Here is a 20,120-nt window from a genome sequence, read left to right on the forward strand (position 1 = left end):
GGAAATCTCGATTGTGCTACGAGGTGGGGCGAGGGAGGCTGGCCGTCATGAGCACCACCGCCTCCTCGCGCATCCCCGCCTCCTCGCGCACCCCCGCGTCCGAAACGGTCGCACCGACCCCGGCCGGCCCCGCGCCGACCCTGGCGCCCGCCCCGGTTCCCGCCTCCGCCCGGACCCCGGCGGGCCGGCCCGCGCTCGACTGGCGGCTGCGCTTCGGGCTCCTGTCGCTGATCTGGGGCTTCAGCTTCCTGCTCATCAAGGTCGGCACCCACGCCTACGCCCCGTTCCAGGTGACGTTCGGCAGGCTGCTGTTCGGCACGGCGGTGCTGGTGGCCGCGATGGCGGTCAAGCGCGAGCGGCTGCCGCGCGGGGCCCGCACCTGGGGGCACCTCGCGGTGGCGGCGCTGCTGCTCAACGCGCTGCCGTTCTCACTGTTCGCCTACGCGGAGCTGACCGTCCCCTCGACGCTCGCGGGCATCTGCAACGCGACCTCGCCGCTGTGGGGCATGGCGCTCTCCCTGGTGGCGCTCTCCGAGGACCGCCCGACCCGGCGCCGTTTCGCCGGACTCGGCCTCGGCTTCCTGGGCGTGCTCACCGTGCTGGGCGCCTGGCAGGGCTTCCACGGCCTGGACGCCACGGGCACCGCGATGGCCCTGCTCGCCTCGCTGAGCTACCCCGTCGGCTGGATCTACGTCCGCCGCACCCTGGCCGGCACCGGCGCCTCCCACCTCTCGCTCACCGGCGCCCAACTCCTGCTGGCCACGGTGCAGCTCGCGGTGGTCACCCCGCTGTTCACCGAGCTGCCGCACGCCTTCCCCGTGCTCCCGCTGCTCGCCGTCCTCGCCCTGGGCGCCCTCGGCACGGGCCTCGCCGTACTGCTGCAGTACGGGCTGGTGGCCGAGGTGGGGCCCACGACGGCGCAGATGGTCACCTACTTCATCCCGGTGATCGCCACCGCCGCGGGCGTGGCGATCCTGCACGAGCCGCTCGCGTGGTCCACGCCGGTCGGCGCGGTGATCGTGGTGGCGGGCGCGGCCCTGACGCAGAGCCGGGCGCGGTCGTAGGCCCTTCCTCCGCTCCCGTTCATCGGGTCCCGTTCATCGGGTCCCGTTCATCGGGTCCCGTTCATCGGGTCCCGTTTCATCGGGTCCCGTTTCGTCGGGCCGGTCACACGTAGCGGGGTCCGGGCGCCGGTGCGACGGCCGCGGCGACGGCCTCCGCGACCGCCCCGGTCTCCTCCGGCGCGAGGGTGGAGACGGTGACGCGGATGCCGGGCGGTGCCGCCGCGCGGAAGCGGGCGCCGGGCGCGACCGCCCAGCCGGCGTGCAGCAGCCGGGCCACCGCGCCGGTCTCGTCGGGGACCGGTACCCACACGTTGAGGCCGCTGCGCCCGTGGGCGCGCACCCCGCGCTCCGCGAGCGCGCCGATCAGGGCCTCGCGCCGGCTCCGGTAGGCCGCCGCCACGGCCGGCACGTCCACCGCTCCCTCGGCCCACAACCGTACGAGGGCCCGCTGCAGCAGCCGGCTCACCCAGCCGGGCCCGAGCCGCTGCCGGCCGTGCACCCGGTCGACGGTGACCTCGTCCCCGGTGAGCACGGCGAGCCGCAGGTCGGGCCCGTACGCCTTGGCCACGGAACGGACCAGCGCCCAGTGGCGGGTGGTTCCGGCCAGCGGGTGCAGGGGGAGGTCGACGATGGCGTGGCCGTGGTCGTCCTCGATCAGCAGGGTCTCCGGGTAGCCGTCCAGGACGGCCCGCAGGTCGTCCGCGCGGGCGGCGCCCACGGCGGCGCCGGTGGGGTTCTGCGCCCGGGCCGTGACGACGAGGGCCCGCGCGCCGGCGGAGAGGGCGGCGCGGACGTCCGCAGGAAGCGGCCCCTCGTCGTCGACCCGCACCGGGACCGTGCGCAGCCCGAGGGCGGGGACGAGATCGAGCAGGGCGCCCCAACCGGGATCCTCGACGGCGACCGCGTCGCCGGGCCGCAGACGGGCGACGAGGACCCGTTCGATCGCGTCCAGCGATCCCGAGGCGACCATCACCGGCCCGTCCGGTACGCCGTCCGCGTCCAGTCCGGCCCGAGCGAGGCGGACCAGTTCGGGTTCCACGGCGTCCTCCCCGTACAGCACGGGCTCGCGGTCGGCCCGGACGGCGGCCACCGCGAACGCCTCCGCCAGCGCGGGCAGGAGCGCGGGGTCGGGGTTGCCGTCCGCGAGGTTGCGCACCCCTTCCGGGACCTGGATCCGGGCGTACTCCCGTGCGGTCGTCGCCGGCTTCGCCCGGACCCGGCTGCCGCGCCGCCCGTCCGTCTCGATGACCCCGCGCTCCCGCAGGGTGCGGTACGCGGCCGCGACGGTGTTCGGGTTCACCCCGAGGGAGCGCGCCAACTCGCGCATGGGCGGGAGCAGTTGGCCGGGGGCCAGCGCACCGCTGCCCACCGCGCCCTCGATGCTCGCGGAAATCTCGGCCGCGCGCCGCCCGGTGAACGTATATTCTCCTAGCACAAACCACATTATGCACTAGTGCAATACCCGTGTACAGGGGGCATGCGCGTCGGAAGCCGAGCCGGGCGGAGCCTGGCAGGCGGAGCCGCGCACGCCCACGACACCCAAGAGGAGACCAGCCGCCATGCCCCACACCACCGCACGGGGGATCACGCCGCCCGCCTCGCAGGACCCGCCCGCCGCCTACGCCCCGACCGACCGCACGGTCCCCACGCGCTCCGCGAACCGCGCCTCGTACGACAGGGACCTCGTGCATTCGATACTCGACGAGGCCTACGTCTGCCATCTCGGCTTCGTGCGCGACGGAGCGCCGGTGGTGCTGCCGACACTGTTCGCGAGGGTCGGCGAGCGGCTGTACGTCCACGGGTCGACGGGCTCGCGGCCCCTGCGGATGGCGGGGCGCGGCCCGGGACACGCGAAGGAGCGCGACGAGGAGCGGGAGGAGGGGGAGCAGTCCGCGCCGGGGCTGCCGGTGTGCCTGACCGTCACGCACGTCGACGGCCTGGTGCTGGCGCGGTCGGCCTTCCACCACTCGATCAACTACCGCTCGGTGGTGGTGCACGGCCTCGCCGAACCGGTGACCGAACCCGAGGAGAAGCGGGCGGCACTGGACGCGCTGGTCGACCACGTGGTGGCGGGCCGCTCGGCCGACTCCCGCCCGGCCAACGCCAAGGAGCTGGCCGCGACGGCCGTGCTGCGCCTGGACCTTCGGGAGGTCTCGGCGAAGGCACGCACCGGCGGGGTCAACGACGAGCCGGAGGACCTCGGCCTGCCGCACTGGGCGGGCGTGGTGCCGGTCCGCCCGGCGTACGGGGCGCCGATCGCCGATCCGGCGCTGGCGCCGGGGACCGCGGCGCCGGAGTACCTGCCGGGACGGTGAGCCGCCGGGCGCCGGGCTCCGGGCGCCGGTCGGGACGGGACGGCGGGCACCGTCGGGGCCGCGGGACGCCGGGCACCGGTCGGCCTGCGGGACGCCGGGCTCCGGTCGGCCTGCGGGACGCCGGGCTCCGGTCGGCCTGCGGGACGGCGGGCTCCGGTCGAGGGCTGGAGGGCGGGCGCCTCAGAGCCGCGGCGGGATACGCGGGGTCAGCCGCGCGGAGGGCCGCCCGGGTGGGCGTCGGCGGGGTCGCGGGGCGCCGGGCTCGCGGGGTCCCGTCCCGCCCCGGACGCCGCCGCCCCCTGGCCGGCCGGGGAGGAAGGCGCCGGTACGGCCCGCTGCGCCACGTACGCCCCGGCCAGCACCACCGCGCCGCCCACCACCTGCGGTGCCGAGAGGTGTTCGCCGAGCAGCACCCAGGCCAGGACCGTCGCGATCACCGCCTCCAGGCAGGCCACGACTCCCGCCACCTGAGGCGAGAGCCGACGTACCGCCAGGACCCCGGTGGCGTAGGCGAGGACTGTCGCGATCAGCACGATCCAGCCCAGCAGCAGCACGGCCGGCACCCGGGTGCCGTTCATGGCCGTGTCGCCCCCGAGGACGGACCAGTCCATCCGCCACGGCCGCGCCAGGAGCGTCAGGACGAGCGCCCCGCCGAGCAGGCCGTACGCGATCACCCCGAGCGGGTCGGGCGCGCGCCCCTCCGCGGCGTCGCCGCCGTGGTCGGACAGGATGAAGTAGCCGACCTGGCAGCAGGCCGCGCCGAGCGCGAGCATCAGCCCGAGCGCGTCGAAGGCGAGCCCCGACCAGACCTCCACCACGCAGGCCAGCCCGCCGGCCGCGAGGACGACCCCGACCGCGGCCGAGCGCGACACCGGCCGCCGCTGCACGAACCGCACCCAGCCCAGAACGAGGGCGGGCGCGAGGTACTCCACGAGCAGCGCCACCCCGACGGGGATGCGGGAGATCGCCGCGAAGTAGCAGGCCTGGACGCCGGCGACGGCGAGCAGCGCGTACCCCAGCAGCAGCGCGGGGCGGTCGCGCACCAGCGCGCGGTGCCGTACGGCGACGGGGAGCATCACCACGGCGGCGCCCGCGACCCGCAGCCACACCACGTGCAGGGGCTCGAGGCCCGCTTCGATCAGGGGCTTCGCCGCGACTCCCGAGCCGCCGAAGGCGAGCGCGGAGCCGAGGGCGAGCCCCAGCGCCGTGCCGTGTCCACGGCCGTTCGAGCCGTCTCCAGAGGTACGCACCGGCACATGATGACAGGCGCCGACAGCACCGTCACCCTCGATCGCCCCTGTCGCCCTCGTCCCTGTCGCCCAGGGCCCTCGGGCGCGCCACGGGGTTCTCGGCCGCCGTCCGTCGTCAGTACCGGGTGAGGTACTCCGAGAGCGCGATCCGCCCCAGCAGAACCGCCGGTTCGACGCCCGCCCGGCGCAGCACCTCCACCGCCCGCGAACCGGGGTCACCGGTCACCGCCGCGAGGACGTCCATCCCGCGTGCCGCACCGCGCCGGCCACGCCGTGCCCGCCGCCGGGCCGCCGCCATGGCCTCGGCCGCCGCAGGCGACAGCCCGCCGGGCCCGCGCAGGGCCGGTACGGCGCCGGAGTCCTCGACGCTGCTCTGCCAGCGCAGCCCGTAACCGATGCTGCGTTGCACGAGGTAGCCGAGCAGCCGGGCCACCTTGCGGAGGTCCCCGATCGCGGCCCGCACCTCGGGGTCGGACTCCAGCAGGGCGTGCAGGAGGTGGGCGGTGTCGATCTGACGGTCGCCGTCGCGGACCGCGCGGCGGCGTGCCGCGACGACCATGGACGCCAGCTCGTCGGTGAGCTGCGGGTCGAGGTCGCTGCGGTGCGGAGCGGGCACGGCGGCCGGCTGCCTGCACTGGGTCGGTGGCACGTCCCCATCCCATCAACCCCGGTGGTCCGCGTCATCCGCAGCGCGCAGCATTCCCGCGTCCCACGCACGGTGGGTTCCGCCCCACGCGTCTCCTCCTCAGGTATGACACGGAACCCCGAGAGCGGCTGCCGCGGCCCGTGGGGGCGTCAGTGATCCGCGGGGGCGGGGTCCGGCGCGGCCTCGAGCGCGTCGAGCACCGCCTCTCCGTGCTCCCTCGCCCACTCGGTCAGCATGTGGATCGGCTCGATCAGGGTCTGTCCGAGCGGGGTGAGCGCGTACTCGACGCGCGGCGGCACCTCGGCGTGGGAGTGGCGGGAGACGAGCCCGTGCGCCTGGAGCCGCCTGAGGGTCTGGGTGAGCACCTTGCGGGAGATCCCGCCGATCATCGCGGCCAGTTCGCCGTGGCGCACCGGGCCCTTGCCGAGTCCGGCGAGGACGACCACCGACCACTTGTCGGCGAGCATCTCGAACGGCAGCCGCCCCGGGCAGTCGGAGCGGAAGACGTCACCGGTCGCGAAACGGCTCATGGCGCCAAAGGTACCTGCCGGTTCCCGTCGGCTGCCTAGCGTGGTTCTCCTCCACCGGACCTTCCCTTCAGGAGAATCATGCGCGTCATCACCCAGCACACGCTCGGCGGCCCCGAGGTCCTCACCGTCGAGGAGGCGCCGGTTCCCCGGGTCCAGCCGACCGAGGTCCTCGTCCGGGTCGCGGCGATCGGCCTGAACCCGCTGGAGGCGCGGCTGCGCGCCGGCGAGTTCCCGCTGCTCGGCCGGCCGCCGTTCGTCCTCGGATGGGACATCAGCGGTGTCGTCGAAGGGGCACCGGGGACCTGGCGGCTCCGGCCCGGCGACGAGGTCTTCGGGATGCCGCTGTTCCCGCGTGCGGCGGGCGCATACGCGGAGTTCGTGGCGGCGCCCGCGCTGCACCTGGTGCGCAAGCCGGCCTCGCTCCCGCACGTCGAGGCGGCCGCGCTGCCGATCGTCGGGCTGACGGCGTGGCAGGCCCTCGTCGACCTGGGCGGCGTCGGCGAGGGCGACCGTGTCCTGGTCCACGGCGGGGGCGGCGGCGTGGGCCACGTGGCGATCCAGATCGCCAAGGCGAGGGGCGCGTACGTGGTCACGACCGCGAGCGGTGGCAAGCGCGCGTTCGTCGAGGATCTCGGCGCCGACGAGGTGATCGACCACACGAAGACCGACTTCGCCGAGGCGGTCCGCGACATCGACCTCGTGCTCGACACGGTCGGCGGCGACACCGCCGGGCGTTCACTCCGTGTGCTCCGCCCGGGCGGCCATCTGGTGACGGCGGTCGCCAAGCAGGAAACGGCGCTCATCACCGCCTGCGAGGCGGCCGGCATGCGCTTCAGCGGCGTCGCGGTCGACCCCGACCCGGTGGGGCTGCGGGGGCTGGTGGACCTCGTCGAGCGCGGTGCGCTCCGGGTGCATGTGCAGGAGACGTTCCCGTTCGAGCGGGTCGCCGAGGCGCACCGGCTGCTGGACGGCGGCCACCTCCGGGGCAAGCTGGTCCTGACGCTGTGAACGCGGTGAGGGCCCCGCGCACGCGGGGCCCTCGGTTCGCCGCCCGGCCCGGCCGGGCGGCCACCGCCGTCAGTCCTCGTCGGCGAGGATCAGGTACAGCTTCTTCCGCGCCTCGTTGATGACCGTCAGCGCCTTCTCGCGCTGCTCCTTGTTCCCGGTCTTCCAGACCTGGCCGAAGGCCTCCATCAGCCCGAACCCGGCCTGCCGGATCTCGCTCAGCGCCTCCCAGTCGACCCCGCGCGAGGCCTCCTCCCAGGGCGCCTCCGCGCCCTCCTCGGCCGCCGTGCGACCGGCCTCGGTGAGCGAGAACAGCTTCTTGCCGCCCTCGGTCTCACTCACGATCAGCCCCTCGTCCTCCAGCAGCTGGAGGGTCGGGTAGACCGAACCGGGGCTGGGCTTCCACGCCCCGCCGCTGCGCTCGGCGATCTCCTGGATCATCTCGTAGCCGTGCATCGGCCGTTCCTTGAGCAGCGCCAGGATCGAGGCGCGTACGTCACCGCGCCGCGCCCTGCCGCGCGGTCCGCCGCGCCCGCGGCCGCCCCAGGGCCCGCCGAAGCCCGGCCCGCCGAAGGGACCGTGCGGTCCGCCGCCCCCGGGCCCGAACGGCCCGAACGCCTCCCGGGACTCCTCCGCACCGTGCTGCCCCCGCCGACCATGACCACCGTGCCGACCGTGTCCGTGCTCGAACCCGTAGTCGTTTCCATGCGCGTGCATCTCGCTCACTTCCATTCCATCGTCGATCGTTCGCGATGCCTCAACGATATATCGTCCAACCGACTACGGCAACCCCTTTCGAGCTGCGGGCTCACGGTGGATCGCTGGCCGTGACAGCGAAGGGAAGAACGGGCTCACGCCTGGGACCATGAGCAGGCATGTCTTGCCGACGGAAGCGCCCTGCCCCACACCGTCGCGGGCCTCGACCTCGACGCCGTGTGCCCGGACCACGACCTGTGGGCCACCGAGCTCGCCGGCCCCCCGTGCCCTCGTCAACGCGTTGCTGACCGACTCCGGGATCGAGGCGGTTCGTCTCCCCCCGGGCGCACCGTCCGCACGGGGACGGACTCGGAACGGCAGGCCACCCCCGGTGAATTGGCCTTGGCCGGCGTCCAGGCGGTGCGCCTACCGTCGCCCCATGCGTATCCGAATCGTCGACGCCTTCACCGCTCGCCCCTTCTCCGGTGCCCCGGCCGGCGTGCTGCTCCTGGACGGGGACGGCTTCCCCGAGGACTCCTGGCTGCGTGCGGTGGCCCGGGAGGTCAACCACGCCGAGACCGCGTTCGCCCACCGGCTGCCCGGGAGCGGGGACGGCGGTGACGGGGAGGCCGACTGGGCCCTGCGCTGGTTCACCCCGACGACCGAGGTCGCGATGTGCGGCCACGCCACGCTCGCCACCGCGCACGTCCTGCACACCACGGGCGCCCACCGGGGCCCCGTACGGTTCGCCTCGCGCAGCGGTGTGCTGCGGGCGGCGCCGGGCGCCGACGGGGCGATCACGCTGGACTTCCCCACGGCCCCGCTCACCGAGGAGCCGGTTCCCGACGGACTCGCCGAGGTGCTGGGCGCGGCTCCGCTCACCGCCGTCGACACCGGGCCGCACCTGGGCGACCTGCTCGTCGAGCTGGCCGACGAGCGGGCGGTGCGGGAGCTCGTCCCCGACCTCCGCGCCCTAGCAGGCCGCTTCACCCGCGGCGTCATCGCCACCGCCCGCGCCTCCGACCCGGCCCGGGGCCACGACTTCGTCTCCCGGTGCTTCTTCCCCCGCTCCGGGATCGACGAGGACCCGGTGACCGGCTCCGCCCACACAGCCCTCGCCCCCTACTGGTCCGCACGCCTGGGCCGGACCGCCCTCACCGGGCTGCAGGCCTCCGCCCGTTCCGGTCTGGTGCGGACCGAACTGCGCGGTGCCCGCACCCTGCTGACCGGGCACGCGGTCACCGTCCTCGACGGGGAACTGCTCGCCTGACGGCCTCCGCGGGAAGAGGCCGGCGGCCCGCTCACGCCGTGGGCAGCCAGTCGACCTTCCCCGCGAGCAGCGCGTAACCGACGAACGCCCCGATGTCGAGCAGCGAGTGGGCCACCACCAGCGGTCCCACCCGCCCCCACCGGCGGTAGAGCAGGACGAAGACGAGGCCCATCGCCATGTTGCCGAGGAAGCCGCCGATGCCCTGGTAGAGGTGGTAGGAGCCGCGCAGCACCGCACTGCCGATCAGCGCGGCACCCGGTGACCAGCCGAGCTGCCCGAGGCGGCGCAGCAGGTACCCGACCACGATCACCTCCTCCAGCACCGCGTTCTGCACGGCGGACAGGACGAGCACGGGGTACTTCCACCACACGTCGGGCAGCGCCTCCGGCACCACCGTGAGGTTGAAGCCGAGCCCTCGGGCCGCCAGGTAGAAGGCGATGCCCGTGCTGCCGATCACCGCGGCGATCACCGCGCCCCGGCCGAGGTCCGGCCAGGGGCGGGTGCGGTCGAAGCCGAGGGTGCGCAGCGACTGCCGTTCGCGCAGCAGCAGGTGGGCCACGAGGGCGACGGGCACCAGCGCGGTGGCGATCCCGAAGAGCTGCCAGGCGAGGTCGAGCCACGGCCGGCCCGGCGCGGCCGAGGCGTTGAGCGTGGCGGCCTGGTCCTTCAACCCACCGGGTTTGGTGACCGAGCCGACGAAGCTGATCAGCGCGGAGACACCGCTCGCCCCCAGGGAGAGCGCCAGCACGAGCAGCGTCTCGTCCCGCAGGGTCCGCCGTGCCGTCCGTTCCTCGAGCAGGGAACCCCCCGCCGGCTCCGCATCCACCCGCACACCCGCCTCCGTAGCGCCGTCCCGCCTTCCCCACAGCTTGCCCGACGCCCCGGCGTTACGGCGGAGGGGCCCCCTGCCGCACTGCGGCAGGGGGCCCCTCGGAAGGTGGTGAGGAAGTGAGGGACGGGGCCGGCGCTCAGCTTCCCAGCGGCACCGGCTCCGGCAGCCCCACGGGCCAGCCGTGCACCGGCTCGCCGGTCAGCATCAGCTCGCGGTACCGCCGTGTCGTCGCCGCCAGCGCCGCGTCCCGGCTCAGGCCCTTGTCCAGCCCGGCGTGGAACGTCTCCGCCTGCCAGCGCGCCCCGTTGGTGCGCCGCCGGCACCGTTCCTCGATGACGCCGAGGTACAGGTCCCGGTCGGCGGGCTCCACGCCCCAGGCGTCCAGCCCGGCGGCGGCGAGCGGCAGGAGTTCCTCGCGGACGAGAGTGACCGCGTCGACCTCCGCGACCCCGCCGAGGCGGCCGCGCCGCGGCCACCGCAGCCGGGCGTCGATGCCGTACCGGCAGGCCGCCTCGAAGTTGTTCGCCGCGTCCTCGAAGGGCAGCTTCGTCCAGACCGGCCGCGCCTCCTCGGCGAGCGCGCGCACGAGCCCGTAGTAGAAGGCCGCGTTGGCGACGACGTCGATCACGGTCGGCCCGGCGGGCAGCACCCGGTTCTCCACCCTCAGGTGCGGCACTTCGTCGACGACCTCGTACACCGGGCGGTTCCAGCGGTAGATGGTGCCGTTGTGCAGGACGAGTTCGGAGAGCCGGGGCGCGCCGCCCTCGTCGAGGACGCGCAGCGGGTCCTCGTCGTCGCAGATCGGCAGCAGCGCCGGGTAGTAGCGCAGGTTCTCCTCGAACAGGTCGTACGCGGAGTCGATCCACCGTTCCCCGAACCAGGTCCGCGGCCGTACGCCCTGGGCCTGCAGTTCGGGCGGGCGGGTGTCGGTGGACTGCTCGAACAGCGGCGGCCGCGATTCACGCCACAGCTCGTGCCCGAACAGGAAGGGCGCGTTGGCGCCGACGGCGATCTGCGCGGCGCTGACCGCCTGGGCCGCGTTCCACACGTCGGCGAACCGGTCGGGCGTGACCTGCAGATGGAGCTGCACGGACGTGCAGGCTGCCTCCGGGGCGATAGAACGGGAGGTGCAGACGAGCCGCTCCACCCCGTCGATGTCGAGTTTGAAGTCCTCACCGCGCGCCGCGACGATCTGGTCGTTGAGCAGGGTGTAGCGGTCGACGTCGGAAAGGTTCGACGACACCAGGTCGTCCCGGTCGAGCGTCGGCAGAATGCCGATCATCACGATTCCCGCATCGAGTTCCCCGGCTTTCCGGTCGGCGTAGGCGAGTGACGTACGCAACTCCTCGGCGAGCCGGTCGAATACCCGCTCCCCCAGCCGGTGTGGCGCGATGTTGACTTCCAGATTGAACATGGCGAGTTCTGTCTGGAAATCCTTGCTGGCTATCCTTTCCAGCACCTGCGCATTCATCATCCGCGGCTGACCGTCGCCGTCCACGAGATTGAGTTCGATCTCCAGGCCCATCAGGTTCCTGGGGCGGTCGAAACGCTTCTCCTCCAGCAGTCGCCCCAGCCCCGTCAAACAGTCCCGGAGCTTGTCGCGATACCGGTGGCGATCCGACAGGTCGAACGGCCCTGCCACGACCTTCTCCCCCATCGAAGTGTCCCTCCTCGGATGGGCAGGCCGAGAGTACGGCCGCTGCTTTCATGGGTCACGGGGGATGATGCCCCGGCTCGGCGATCGATAACGTCGCCCGTCGACGTCCCGGTCCGGGACGGCCCGACGCGCACCGTGCGTCCCGTCCCGCTCATGGCCCACTCCTTCGATAACCCCTTCACACGACCACCCGGGCCGCTACGCTGGAGCGGTGGTCCGGTGGCACATTCAGGCGGCATGACGCAGTAAACAGTTCCGGTTCTCAACCATCTCGTGATAAACGCCAACGAGATTCGGCCGTCCCCTTCCACCGCATATTGCGAGGTCACGCCCCGGGTACCCACTCAAGACCCGGACAAACCCTCGCTTTTTCACGACCGAATGGTCTCTTGTTGTTGATGGCGAGTACGTCTAGCCGAAACATTGGGCGAACACGGGTCGTATAAAATTCGCGAACGAGGCAGAGAGTAGACGTTGATGGTCCCCGCCCTGTCGTCGCAGCGCCGTCCTTCCCACGGCCCGGCGCCGTCAGCCGCCCGGGCACCGGCCCCGCCCACCTCTGACCCCGAGAGCAGACAGCGTCGTCCGCACGCCCACCCACGCCTGCGCGCCACCGTGCCTGTCGAATGAGAGGCGACCCACCATGCCGCTGCACGTCCCCCCGGCTCCCGCCCCCGCCCTGCGCTCCGTCCTGACGGCACTCGGTTCCCCGACCGCGGTCCGCGAGGCGCGCACCCCCTCCCTGCGCGCCGCCCCGGGCCCCGTCACCCCCGACCTGCCGCTTCCGGTGCACGTCCTGGAGCGGAACACCACCGCGGGTGCCACCACCAGGCTCGCCGGCTGGCGCTTCCTCATCCGCAGCGGCGACCGGGCGGTGGCCGCCGCGGAGACCATGCTGACGCCCGACGGCTGGGCCTTCTCGCACTTCTTCGAGGGCCCGTACATCGCCTCCACCGAGATCGCGCTGCGCCAGGCCGAGGCGGTGGGGCAGCCGTTCCAGCCCCGGCTGCTGTCGGTACCGGAGCTGTACATGCTGACGCTGTGGCTGCACGGCGACTGCGCGGCCGACGGGGCGGGCGGCGCCCCGCTCGCCACCGACCTGCTGGTGCCGCTCGCGCCGGCGCCGCCCGGGATCGCCGCGTATCGCCCGTACCGGGCCGCCGAGCTCCTGCCGGTGCTCAACCTCCGGGCGACCCCGGCGCCACTGCTCGGCCCCTCCGACCCCGTGGGCCCGGCTCACGCCGACTCCCCCGCCGCCTGAGCGGCCCACGGTCTTCCCACCGCCCCTCCCGTGCCCCGCGGCCGCACCGGCCGCGGGGCACACCTCTGCCGCGGCCCCCCTGAGGGACGAGGGGACGCACGACCGTTCGAGGCCACGCGGCCACCCCTCGCGCACGCCACGGCACCCTCAGGTACAGACCTGCGCTCAATCGGGCCCACCCTCGCTCGTTAGAGAGAAAACCCCTGGTCAACCCGGTTTGACTAGCCTGATCCGACCATCGCCAACCATCCGAAGTGACGGTACTGTCGGGCTGAACCGCCCGCGCGAGTGATGCGTCTACACCCTGTGAGAAGCGGTGCCGCGAAATCCCTGCGGAACGACGCCCGCAGGGCAACACTGGGTCCGAGCAACACACTTCGCCAACGGGGGGCGGCAATGAACGAGGCAACGAGCCGCAGGGCCGAACCGACACGCACCACCCACGTCACGACAGAGCGAAAGATCCCCTCCACCATGTGCCAGCACCAGCCACCCTGTCCCACCGCCGAATCCGCCGACCGGGAGTCCGCCCGTCTCGTGGCGCACCACCCCGAGCAGGGCTGGAGCCTGCTCTGCAACGGCGTTCTGCTCTTCGAGGACACCGGTGAGCTCCTGCCGGACGGCCAGATCATCGCCCCGCACCGCGGCGGTGCCCGGCTGATGGCGGTCTGAGCCGCACACGGAAACACAAGGGGGCCGGCCGGGAGAATCCTCCCGCACCGGCCCCGACGCGTTCCCGCGGAACGGCTACTCGGCGTAGGCATCCAGCGGCGGGCAGGAGCAGACCAGGTTCCGGTCGCCGAAGGCCTGGTCGATCCGGCGCACCGGCGGCCAGTACTTGTCCGCGGCCTTCACTCCGCCCGGGAACACCGCCTCCGCACGCGTGTACGCGTGCTCCCACTCGCCGCCGAGCGCGGCGGCGGTGTGCGGGGCGTTCCGCAGCGGGTTGTCCTCGGCGGGCCACTCACCCGCGCCGACCTTCTCGATCTCCGCGCGAATGGCGATCATCGCTTCGCAGAACCGGTCGAGTTCACTCACGTCCTCCGACTCGGTCGGCTCGATCATCAGCGTCCCCGCCACCGGGAAGGACATGGTCGGCGCGTGGAAGCCGTAGTCGATCAGCCGCTTGGCGACGTCGTCCACGCTCACACCGGTGGCCTTGGTCAGCGGCCGCAGGTCGATGATGCACTCGTGCGCGACCAACCCGCCGGGGCCCGTGTACAGCACCGGGAAGTGCGGCTCCAGACGCTTGGCGATGTAGTTGGCGGAGAGCACGGCCACCTGCGTGGCGCGCTTGAGGCCCTCGCCGCCCATCAGCCGGACGTACGCCCAGGAGATCGGCAGGATGCCGGCCGAGCCCCAGGGCGCCGCCGAGACGGGACCGACGCCCGTCTCCGGGCCGGCCGCGGGCTGCAGCGGGTGGTTGGGCAGGTACGGCGCCAGGTGGTCGCGGACGGCGACAGGGCCGACGCCGGGACCGCCGCCGCCGTGCGGGATGCAGAACGTCTTGTGCAGGTTGAGGTGGGAGACGTCGCCGCCGAAGTACCCGGGCTTGGCGAGCCCGACCAGCGCGTTGAGGTTGGCGCCGTCGACGTAGACCTGACCGCCCGCGTCGTGCACGGCGGCACAGATGTCGGCGACGTGCTCCTCGAAGACGCCGTGCGTCGACGGGTAGGTGATCATCAGCACGGCCAGCTCGTCGCGGTGCTTCTCGATCTTGGCGCGCAGGTCCTCGGCGTCGACCTCGCCGTCCTCCGCGGTCTTCACCACGACGACCTTCATCCCGGCCATGACCGCGCTCGCGGCATTGGTGCCGTGCGCGGAGGACGGGATCAGGCAGACCGTGCGCCGCTCCTCGCCGTTGGCCCGGTGGTAGCCGCGCACCGCGAGCAGTCCGGCCAGTTCGCCCTGGGAGCCGGCGTTGGGCTGCAGGGAGACCTTGTCGTAGCCGGTGACCTCGGCCAGCCGCTCCTCCAGCTCACGGATGAGGGTCAGGTAGCCCTGGGCCTGCTCGGCCGGGGCGAAGGGGTGGAGCTGCCCGAACTCGGGCCAGGTGACCGGCTCCATCTCGGTGGTCGCGTTGAGCTTCATCGTGCAGGAGCCCAGCGGGATCATGCCGCGGTCCAGCGCGTAGTCGCGGTCGGCCAGCCGGCGCAGGTAGCGCAGCATCGCGGTCTCGGAGCGGTGCTGGTGGAAGACGGGGTGGGTGAGGACCTCGTCGGTGCGCAGCAGGGCTCCCGGCAGCGCGTCCTCGGTGGCCTCGTCCAGCGCCTCGATGTCGGCCTCGACGCCGAAGGCGCCCCACACCGCGCCGAGCGCGGCCCGGTCGGTGGTCTCGTCGCAGGACAGCGAGACGTGGTCGGCGTCGACCCGGTGCAGGTTGACCCCGTTGTCCCGGGCGGCGGCGACCACCTCGGCGGCCCGGCCCGGCACGCGGACGGTCAGCGTGTCGAAGTAGAAGCCGTGGACGACCTCGACGCCGCCCGCGGTGAGCCCGGCGGCGAGGATGGCGGCGTAGCGGTGGGTGCGCCGGGCGATCGTGCGCAGCCCCTCGGCGCCGTGGTAGACGGCGTACATGCCGGCCATCACCGCGAGCAGCACCTGGGCGGTGCAGATGTTGCTGGTCGCCTTCTCGCGGCGGATGTGCTGCTCACGCGTCTGCAGGGCGAGGCGGTACGCCTTGTCGCCGTCGGCGTCCACGGAGACGCCCACGAGGCGGCCGGGCAGGCTGCGCGCGAACTTCTCGCGCACGGCCATGTAGCCGGCGTGCGGCCCGCCGAAGCCCATGGGGACGCCGAAGCGCTGGGTGGTGCCGATCGCGATGTCGGCGCCGAGTTCGCCGGGCGAGGTGAGGAGGGTGAGCGCGAGCAGGTCGGCGGCGACGGTGACGAGCGCGCCGAGCTCGTGCGCCTTGTCGACGACGGGGCGCAGGTCGCGGACGGCGCCGGAGGCCCCCGGGTACTGCAGCAGGACGCCGTTGATCTCGCGCTCGGCGATCCCGGCCGGGATGCCCTCGCTCAGGTCGGCGAGGACGACCTCGACGCCGGCCGGCTCGGCGCGGGTGCGCAGCACGGCGACGGTCTGCGGGAGGGTGTCCGCGTCGACCAGGAACAGGCCGTTCTTGTTACGGCCCATACGCCGGGACAGCGCCATCGCCTCGGCCGCCGCGGTGCCCTCGTCGAGCAGGGAGGCTCCGGAGGTCGGCAGCCCGGTGAGGTCGGCGACCACGGTCTGGAAGTTGAGGAGCGCCTCGAGGCGGCCCTGCGAGATCTCCGGCTGGTACGGGGTGTACGCGGTGTACCAGGCGGGGTTCTCCATGACGTTGCGCAGGATCACCGGCGGCGTGAACGTGCCGTAGTAACCCAGGCCGATCATGGAGGTGAGCACCTGGTTGCGGTCCGCGAGGGCACGCAGCTCGGCCAGCACCTCGGCCTCGGTACGGGCGCCGGGCAGGTCCAGCGCGCCGGCGTTCTTGATCACCTCGGGCACGGCGGCCGCGGTCAGCTCGTCGAGCGAGCCGTAGCCGACCTGGGCGAGCATCTTCGCGCGGTCCCCGGCGTCGGGGCCGATGTGGCGCTGCTCGAACGGGATGCCCTGTTCGAGCCGGGAGAGCGGGGTGCGGTGGGCGGTCATTGCGGAGGCCTCCTGGTCTGGCGCGACCTTCGAGGGGCACCTCGTCGCGGGTACCCCGGCGGCCTCCCCCTCTGTCATCCGGACCTGAGAGCTTCGCCGGACAGGCCCTCGGCGGGCACTGCGGCTTTCACCGTCGGTGAGAGCGGACACCGTCGATACCCGCTCTGCTTTCCAGAGTGACCTCGTCCGCGCGGTACGGGTGCCTGAGAGATTCCGGGGAGGATTTGCTCCTTCGGCGCCCCCGGACTGTGTCCGGAGGACTCTCCCGCGCGGGGTCGACGGCCGTCCACCAGCCTACCAGCGGCTCCTTCGGACCGGTTTTCGAGTGGCCGCCGCCCGGAACATGCCGTTTCGTGGTGTTCCCGACACGCACAGCCAGGAGGGACGGGACCGTGCAGACCGACATCGACCCCCGCAATCTGATCGGCCGCAAGGCGTTCGACCGCAAGGGCGTCAAGATCGGCACGATCGACGAGGTCTACCTCGACGACGCCACCGGACACCCGGAGTGGGCCGCCATACGCACCGGCCTGTTCTCCCGGGACGCCTTCGTGCCCCTGGGCCCCAGTGAGCTGGAGGACGGCGCCCTGCGCGTCCCCTTCGAGCGCGCCCTGATCAGGGACGCCCCCGACTTCGGCGTCGGCCGTCACCTCTCTCCCGAGCAGGAACTGCAGCTCTTCCGCCACTACGGACTCGACGTGGCCGTGTCTCCCCCCGTGCCGGATCACTCGTTCGGACGAGTGGCGGGAGGCGGGACCGGGACGCGGGACGCCGAGGCCCCGGGCCCTTCGGCGAGGGACGAGCTGGCGGGCACGGACGAGCTGTCCTGACCCGCCCCACGCCCCTCGAGGAGCACACCGGCGTTCGCCTCGGGCGGGGGGACGGCCGCGCCCGGATCCCCACCGGGGTCCTCGCCCGGATCCGGTCCGGCTATCAGCGGCAGCGGGTCGGCGGGCCGGAGACCGGGGTCCTCGGCCCGGAAGGTGCGCACCCGGCCCGGCGCCGACTGCGGCGTCTCGAACCGCACGGTCACCCGCCCCAGCCCGCTCCCCTGCACCCAGCCCGGCCCGAACTCCGTGTGCGTCACGTCCTGCCCGGCCCGCCATTGCCGCCCGTCGGCCGCGGCCTGCTCCCCGGAAGCGGCGCCACCGGCCCCCCGCCCGTACGCTCCCGGCGGCCCCGTCGAACCGGCCTCCTCCGGCCGCGGTCCCTGCCCGGCCTCCTCGGGCGGTTCCGCGGCCGCCTGCCCGGCCTCCAGGCGCGCCTGCGCGAACAGGTCCTCCTGGGTGTAGTCGGCGAGGCCGCTGACGCCGACGCCGAGCAGCCGGACCCCGCCGGTGGTGTCCACCGACTCGAGCAGCCTCCCGGCCGCCTCGCGCACCACCACCGGGTCGTCCGTGGGGCCGCGCAGGGTATCGGAGCGGGTCAGCGTCGAGAAGTCGTATCTGCGCACCTTCAGCACGATGGTGCGCCCCGACAGCCCCGCCTCCCGCAGCCGCCGGACACAGCGCTCGGCGAGCCGCGTCACCTCGGTGCGGACCCGTACCCGGTCGTGGATGTCCACGTCGTAGGTGTCCTCCACGGAGACCGACTTGGTGTCCCGCTCGGCCACCACCGGCCGTTCGTCGCGCGCGAGCGCCATCGCGTACAGCGCCTGCCCGTGTGCCTTGCCCAGCAGCCGTACCAGCTCCGCCTCGCCGGCCTCGGCAATCTCCCCGACGGTGGTGATCCCGCCCCGGCGCAGATGGTCCCCGGTGGCCGGACCGACCCCCGGCAGGGTGCGCACGGACATCGGAGCGAGCAGGTTCCGTTCGGTGCCCGGCGGGATGACCACCAGGCCGTCCGGTTTGGCCTGCTCCGAACCGATCTTGGCGAGCATCTTGGAGGCGGCCAGTCCCACCGAACCGGTCAGCCCGGTGACGGCCTTGATGTCCGCGCGCAGCTTGGCCCCGGTCAGCCGCGCCGACTCCTCGTCCCGGGCGACTCCCCCGGCCTCCAGGTCGACGAAGGCCTCGTCCAGGCTGAGCGGCTCGACCAGCGGCGACAGGGCCCGCAACAGCCCCATGACCTGCTCGCTGATGGCGCGGTAGAAACCGAAGCGCGGCACCAGGTAGGCGGCGTGCGGGGCGAGCCTCCGTGCCTGCCCCATGGGCATCGCCGAGTGCACTCCGAAGACCCGCGCCTCGTAGGAGGCCGTGGCCACCACCCCGCGCGGACCCAGGCCCCCCACGACGACGGCCTTCCCGCGCAGGCTGGGTTTGGACGCCTGCTCCGCCGAGGCGTAGAAGGCATCCATGTCGAGATGCAGGATCGTGGGCGCGCTTCGCACACCTCCGATGCTGCACCACACCACTGACAATGCGGCCAAGCGCCCCGTGCGGAGTGCCGGGGACCGCGGAACGCGCGCGCTGCGCGGCGACGTCCCCGGCGCCTCAGACCGCCCGGTTGCGGCGGCGCGCCAGCTCGTCCGCCGGGTGCGCCCCGACGAGGGTCTCGCCCGTGTCGACGCGTTCGCCGTGCAGTTGGGAGAGAGCGGCCTCGACGTCCCGCCAGACCACGCCGACGGCGATGCCGAAGATGCCCTGCCCGCCCTGGAGCAGCGCGTGCACCTCGTCGGGCGAGGTGCACTCGTGGACCGTCGCCCCGTCGCTCATCAGCGTCACGCGCTCGAGGTCCCGCAGGCCCTGTTCCCGCAGGTGCTGGACGGCGGTCCGGATGTTCTGCAGGGAGACCCCGGTGTCGAGGAAACGTTTGACGATCTTCAGGACGACGACGTCGCGGAAGCTGTAGAGCCGCTGGGTGCCCGACCCGTGCGCGGGCCGCACACTCGGTTCGACGAGGCCGGTCCTGGCCCAGTAGTCGAGCTGGCGGTAGGTGATGCCGGCGGCGGCGCAGGCGGTGGGCCCCCGGTAGCCGACCCGCTCCTCGGGATCTGCCGGGCCGGTGGCGCCGGCCGGAGCGGCGGGGAGGGCCTGCCCGTGCGGCATCGGCACCGGGCGCGACGGCACGGGGCCGGGCGCGCCGGCGCGAAGCACATACCGGCCGCTGTCCCCCGGGATGCGCCCGGGGACACCCCCGGCCGTACCGTCGCCGCTGCTTCTCACGCCGACCTCCGTCCTAGACCTGCCTTCCCGACGGTAGGCAGTCACCAGGGGTGCGTCAACGATCGCCACACTCGGCACGCCGAGTGATAATCACCCTGGGAGTGGTTTCCCGTGCCCTTCCGCGGGGAAAGGCTAGCCGAATGGCCTGGTGCGCCTTCTGTGCGCCGTCGTGCGCCCCCCGTGCGCGGGCCGGCCGGGCCCGCGCGGAAGCAGGTGGTCCCGAGGAAGCGCCGACGGGGCCGGCGCGCTCACTGGCTGCTGGTGCCGAAGTCCTCGGGCGAGATCTGGTCGAGGAACTCGCGGAACTTCTCGACCTCGTCCTCCTGCTCGTCCGGGATCGCGATGCCCGCGTCGTCGAGCACACCGTCGCTCCCGTAGATCGGGGTACCGGTGCGCAGCGCCAGCGCTATGGCGTCGGACGGACGCGCGCTCACCTCGACGCCGCTGGCGAACACCAGCTCCGCGTAGAAGACGCCGTCACGCAGATCCGTGATGCGCACCTCCGTGAGCTCCTGTCCGACGGCTTCCAGCACGTCCTTGAACAGGTCGTGGGTCAGCGGCCGCGCGGGGGCCATGCCCTGCTGCGCGAAGGCGATGGCCGTCGCCTCCCCGGGGCCGATCCAGATGGGGAGGTAGCGGTCGCCCCCCACTTCACGCAGGAGCACGATCGGCTGGTTGGAGGGCATCTCGACCCGGACACCTACGACATCGAGCTCGTTCACACAGCAACCCTAGGCCGAGGGCGGGACGTTTGGGTAGTCGAGGCGGGATCGGGGCGGGTATCCGCCCTCGGCGAACAACGCACCGTGACGCCGCTCGGCCCTTGCTCACGGCCCGCTCACGGCCCCCACACGGCC

18 protein-coding genes and 1 riboswitch are annotated in these 20,120 nt (G+C 73.4%); of the genes, 7 read left to right on the forward strand and 11 right to left on the reverse strand.

All coding sequences use genetic code 11. From position 1 onward, the window contains the following. Positions 1–11: 11 nt before the first annotated feature. A complete protein-coding gene (locus OHB09_RS05015; protein WP_407077310.1) occupies positions 12–1,064 on the forward strand; it encodes an EamA family transporter in 1,053 nt (350 codons plus the stop codon). Positions 1,065–1,167: 103 nt separating this feature from the next. Here OHB09_RS05015 and OHB09_RS05020 read toward each other — a convergent pair whose 3' ends face one another. After that, complete coding sequence (locus tag OHB09_RS05020) at positions 1,168–2,499, reverse strand: aminotransferase class I/II-fold pyridoxal phosphate-dependent enzyme (RefSeq protein ID WP_328729810.1); 1,332 nt, start codon at positions 2,497–2,499, stop codon at positions 1,168–1,170. A gap of 124 nt (positions 2,500–2,623) precedes the next feature. Between OHB09_RS05020 and OHB09_RS05025 the strand changes: the two genes are divergently transcribed. After that, the gene (locus OHB09_RS05025; protein ID WP_191852727.1) at positions 2,624–3,379 is read left to right on the forward strand and encodes a pyridoxamine 5'-phosphate oxidase family protein; all 756 of its coding nucleotides are present in this window, start codon (positions 2,624–2,626) and stop codon (positions 3,377–3,379) included. 206 nt (positions 3,380–3,585) lie between these two features. On the opposite strand, the gene OHB09_RS05030 is transcribed toward OHB09_RS05025, so the two are convergent. The 3 genes from OHB09_RS05030 to OHB09_RS05040 form a co-directional block, all read right to left on the reverse strand. After that, positions 3,586–4,635 (reverse strand): EamA family transporter, encoded by a 1,050-nt coding sequence (locus OHB09_RS05030; protein WP_328729807.1) that lies wholly within the window; start codon positions 4,633–4,635, stop codon positions 3,586–3,588. A gap of 109 nt (positions 4,636–4,744) precedes the next feature. Beyond that, on the reverse strand, positions 4,745–5,188 hold the full coding sequence (locus tag OHB09_RS05035) for a Clp protease N-terminal domain-containing protein (RefSeq protein ID WP_328922992.1): 444 nt from the start codon (positions 5,186–5,188) through the stop codon (positions 4,745–4,747). A gap of 236 nt (positions 5,189–5,424) precedes the next feature. After that, positions 5,425–5,805, reverse strand: coding sequence for a winged helix-turn-helix transcriptional regulator (locus OHB09_RS05040; RefSeq protein ID WP_191852729.1), 381 nt, complete (start codon positions 5,803–5,805; stop codon positions 5,425–5,427). Between the two features lie 78 nt (positions 5,806–5,883). Here OHB09_RS05040 and OHB09_RS05045 point away from each other — a divergent pair, with 78 nt between their 5' ends. After that, the gene (locus tag OHB09_RS05045) at positions 5,884–6,813 is read left to right on the forward strand and encodes an NADP-dependent oxidoreductase (RefSeq protein WP_328921660.1); all 930 of its coding nucleotides are present in this window, start codon (positions 5,884–5,886) and stop codon (positions 6,811–6,813) included. A 69-nt stretch (positions 6,814–6,882) separates the two neighbouring features. On the opposite strand, the gene OHB09_RS05050 is transcribed toward OHB09_RS05045, so the two are convergent. Further along, the gene (locus OHB09_RS05050) at positions 6,883–7,542 is read right to left on the reverse strand and encodes a PadR family transcriptional regulator (RefSeq protein ID WP_374111741.1); all 660 of its coding nucleotides are present in this window, start codon (positions 7,540–7,542) and stop codon (positions 6,883–6,885) included. 403 nt (positions 7,543–7,945) lie between these two features. On the opposite strand from OHB09_RS05050, the gene OHB09_RS05055 reads away from it, so the two are divergent. Then, a complete protein-coding gene (locus OHB09_RS05055; RefSeq protein ID WP_093597465.1) occupies positions 7,946–8,776 on the forward strand; it encodes a PhzF family phenazine biosynthesis protein in 831 nt (276 codons plus the stop codon). Positions 8,777–8,807: 31 nt separating this feature from the next. Here OHB09_RS05055 and OHB09_RS05060 read toward each other — a convergent pair whose 3' ends face one another. After that, positions 8,808–9,608 (reverse strand): CPBP family intramembrane glutamic endopeptidase, encoded by an 801-nt coding sequence (locus OHB09_RS05060; RefSeq protein ID WP_006144127.1) that lies wholly within the window; start codon positions 9,606–9,608, stop codon positions 8,808–8,810. Between the two features lie 136 nt (positions 9,609–9,744). Next, positions 9,745–11,265, reverse strand: coding sequence for a hypothetical protein (locus OHB09_RS05065; protein WP_006144126.1), 1,521 nt, complete (start codon positions 11,263–11,265; stop codon positions 9,745–9,747). A gap of 643 nt (positions 11,266–11,908) precedes the next feature. Here OHB09_RS05065 and OHB09_RS05070 point away from each other — a divergent pair. Next, positions 11,909–12,526, forward strand: coding sequence for a hypothetical protein (locus tag OHB09_RS05070; protein WP_167795380.1), 618 nt, complete (start codon positions 11,909–11,911; stop codon positions 12,524–12,526). A gap of 474 nt (positions 12,527–13,000) precedes the next feature. Then, positions 13,001–13,198 carry a DUF5999 family protein gene (locus OHB09_RS05075; RefSeq protein WP_040897206.1) on the forward strand — a complete coding sequence of 66 codons (198 nt, stop codon included), beginning with the start codon at positions 13,001–13,003 and terminating at the stop codon, positions 13,196–13,198. A gap of 75 nt (positions 13,199–13,273) precedes the next feature. On the opposite strand, the gene gcvP is transcribed toward OHB09_RS05075, so the two are convergent. Beyond that, a complete protein-coding gene (gene gcvP / locus OHB09_RS05080) occupies positions 13,274–16,159 on the reverse strand; it encodes an aminomethyl-transferring glycine dehydrogenase (RefSeq protein ID WP_328921661.1) in 2,886 nt (961 codons plus the stop codon). Positions 16,160–16,340: 181 nt separating this feature from the next. Further along, a riboswitch (glycine riboswitch) is annotated at positions 16,341–16,437 on the reverse strand. Positions 16,438–16,551: 114 nt separating this feature from the next. Between gcvP and OHB09_RS05085 the strand changes: the two genes are divergently transcribed. Next, positions 16,552–16,989 (forward strand): PRC-barrel domain-containing protein, encoded by a 438-nt coding sequence (locus OHB09_RS05085; RefSeq protein WP_176945144.1) that lies wholly within the window; start codon positions 16,552–16,554, stop codon positions 16,987–16,989. On the opposite strand, the gene OHB09_RS05090 is transcribed toward OHB09_RS05085, so the two are convergent. From OHB09_RS05090 to OHB09_RS05100, 3 genes are all read right to left on the reverse strand, one after another. Next, positions 16,884–18,488, reverse strand: a complete 1,605-nt coding sequence (locus tag OHB09_RS05090; protein WP_328921662.1) for a DNA polymerase IV — start codon at positions 18,486–18,488, stop codon at positions 16,884–16,886. The genes OHB09_RS05085 and OHB09_RS05090 overlap by 106 nt on opposite strands. A 103-nt stretch (positions 18,489–18,591) precedes the next feature. Continuing rightward, a complete protein-coding gene (locus OHB09_RS05095) occupies positions 18,592–19,263 on the reverse strand; it encodes a MerR family transcriptional regulator (RefSeq protein WP_093597456.1) in 672 nt (223 codons plus the stop codon). 248 nt (positions 19,264–19,511) lie between these two features. Further along, positions 19,512–19,985 (reverse strand): bifunctional nuclease family protein, encoded by a 474-nt coding sequence (locus OHB09_RS05100; protein WP_006144119.1) that lies wholly within the window; start codon positions 19,983–19,985, stop codon positions 19,512–19,514. Positions 19,986–20,120 lie beyond the last annotated feature (135 nt).

The organism is Streptomyces griseoaurantiacus (assembly GCF_036189845.1).
Taxonomy (GTDB): domain Bacteria; phylum Actinomycetota; class Actinomycetes; order Streptomycetales; family Streptomycetaceae; genus Streptomyces; species Streptomyces griseoaurantiacus.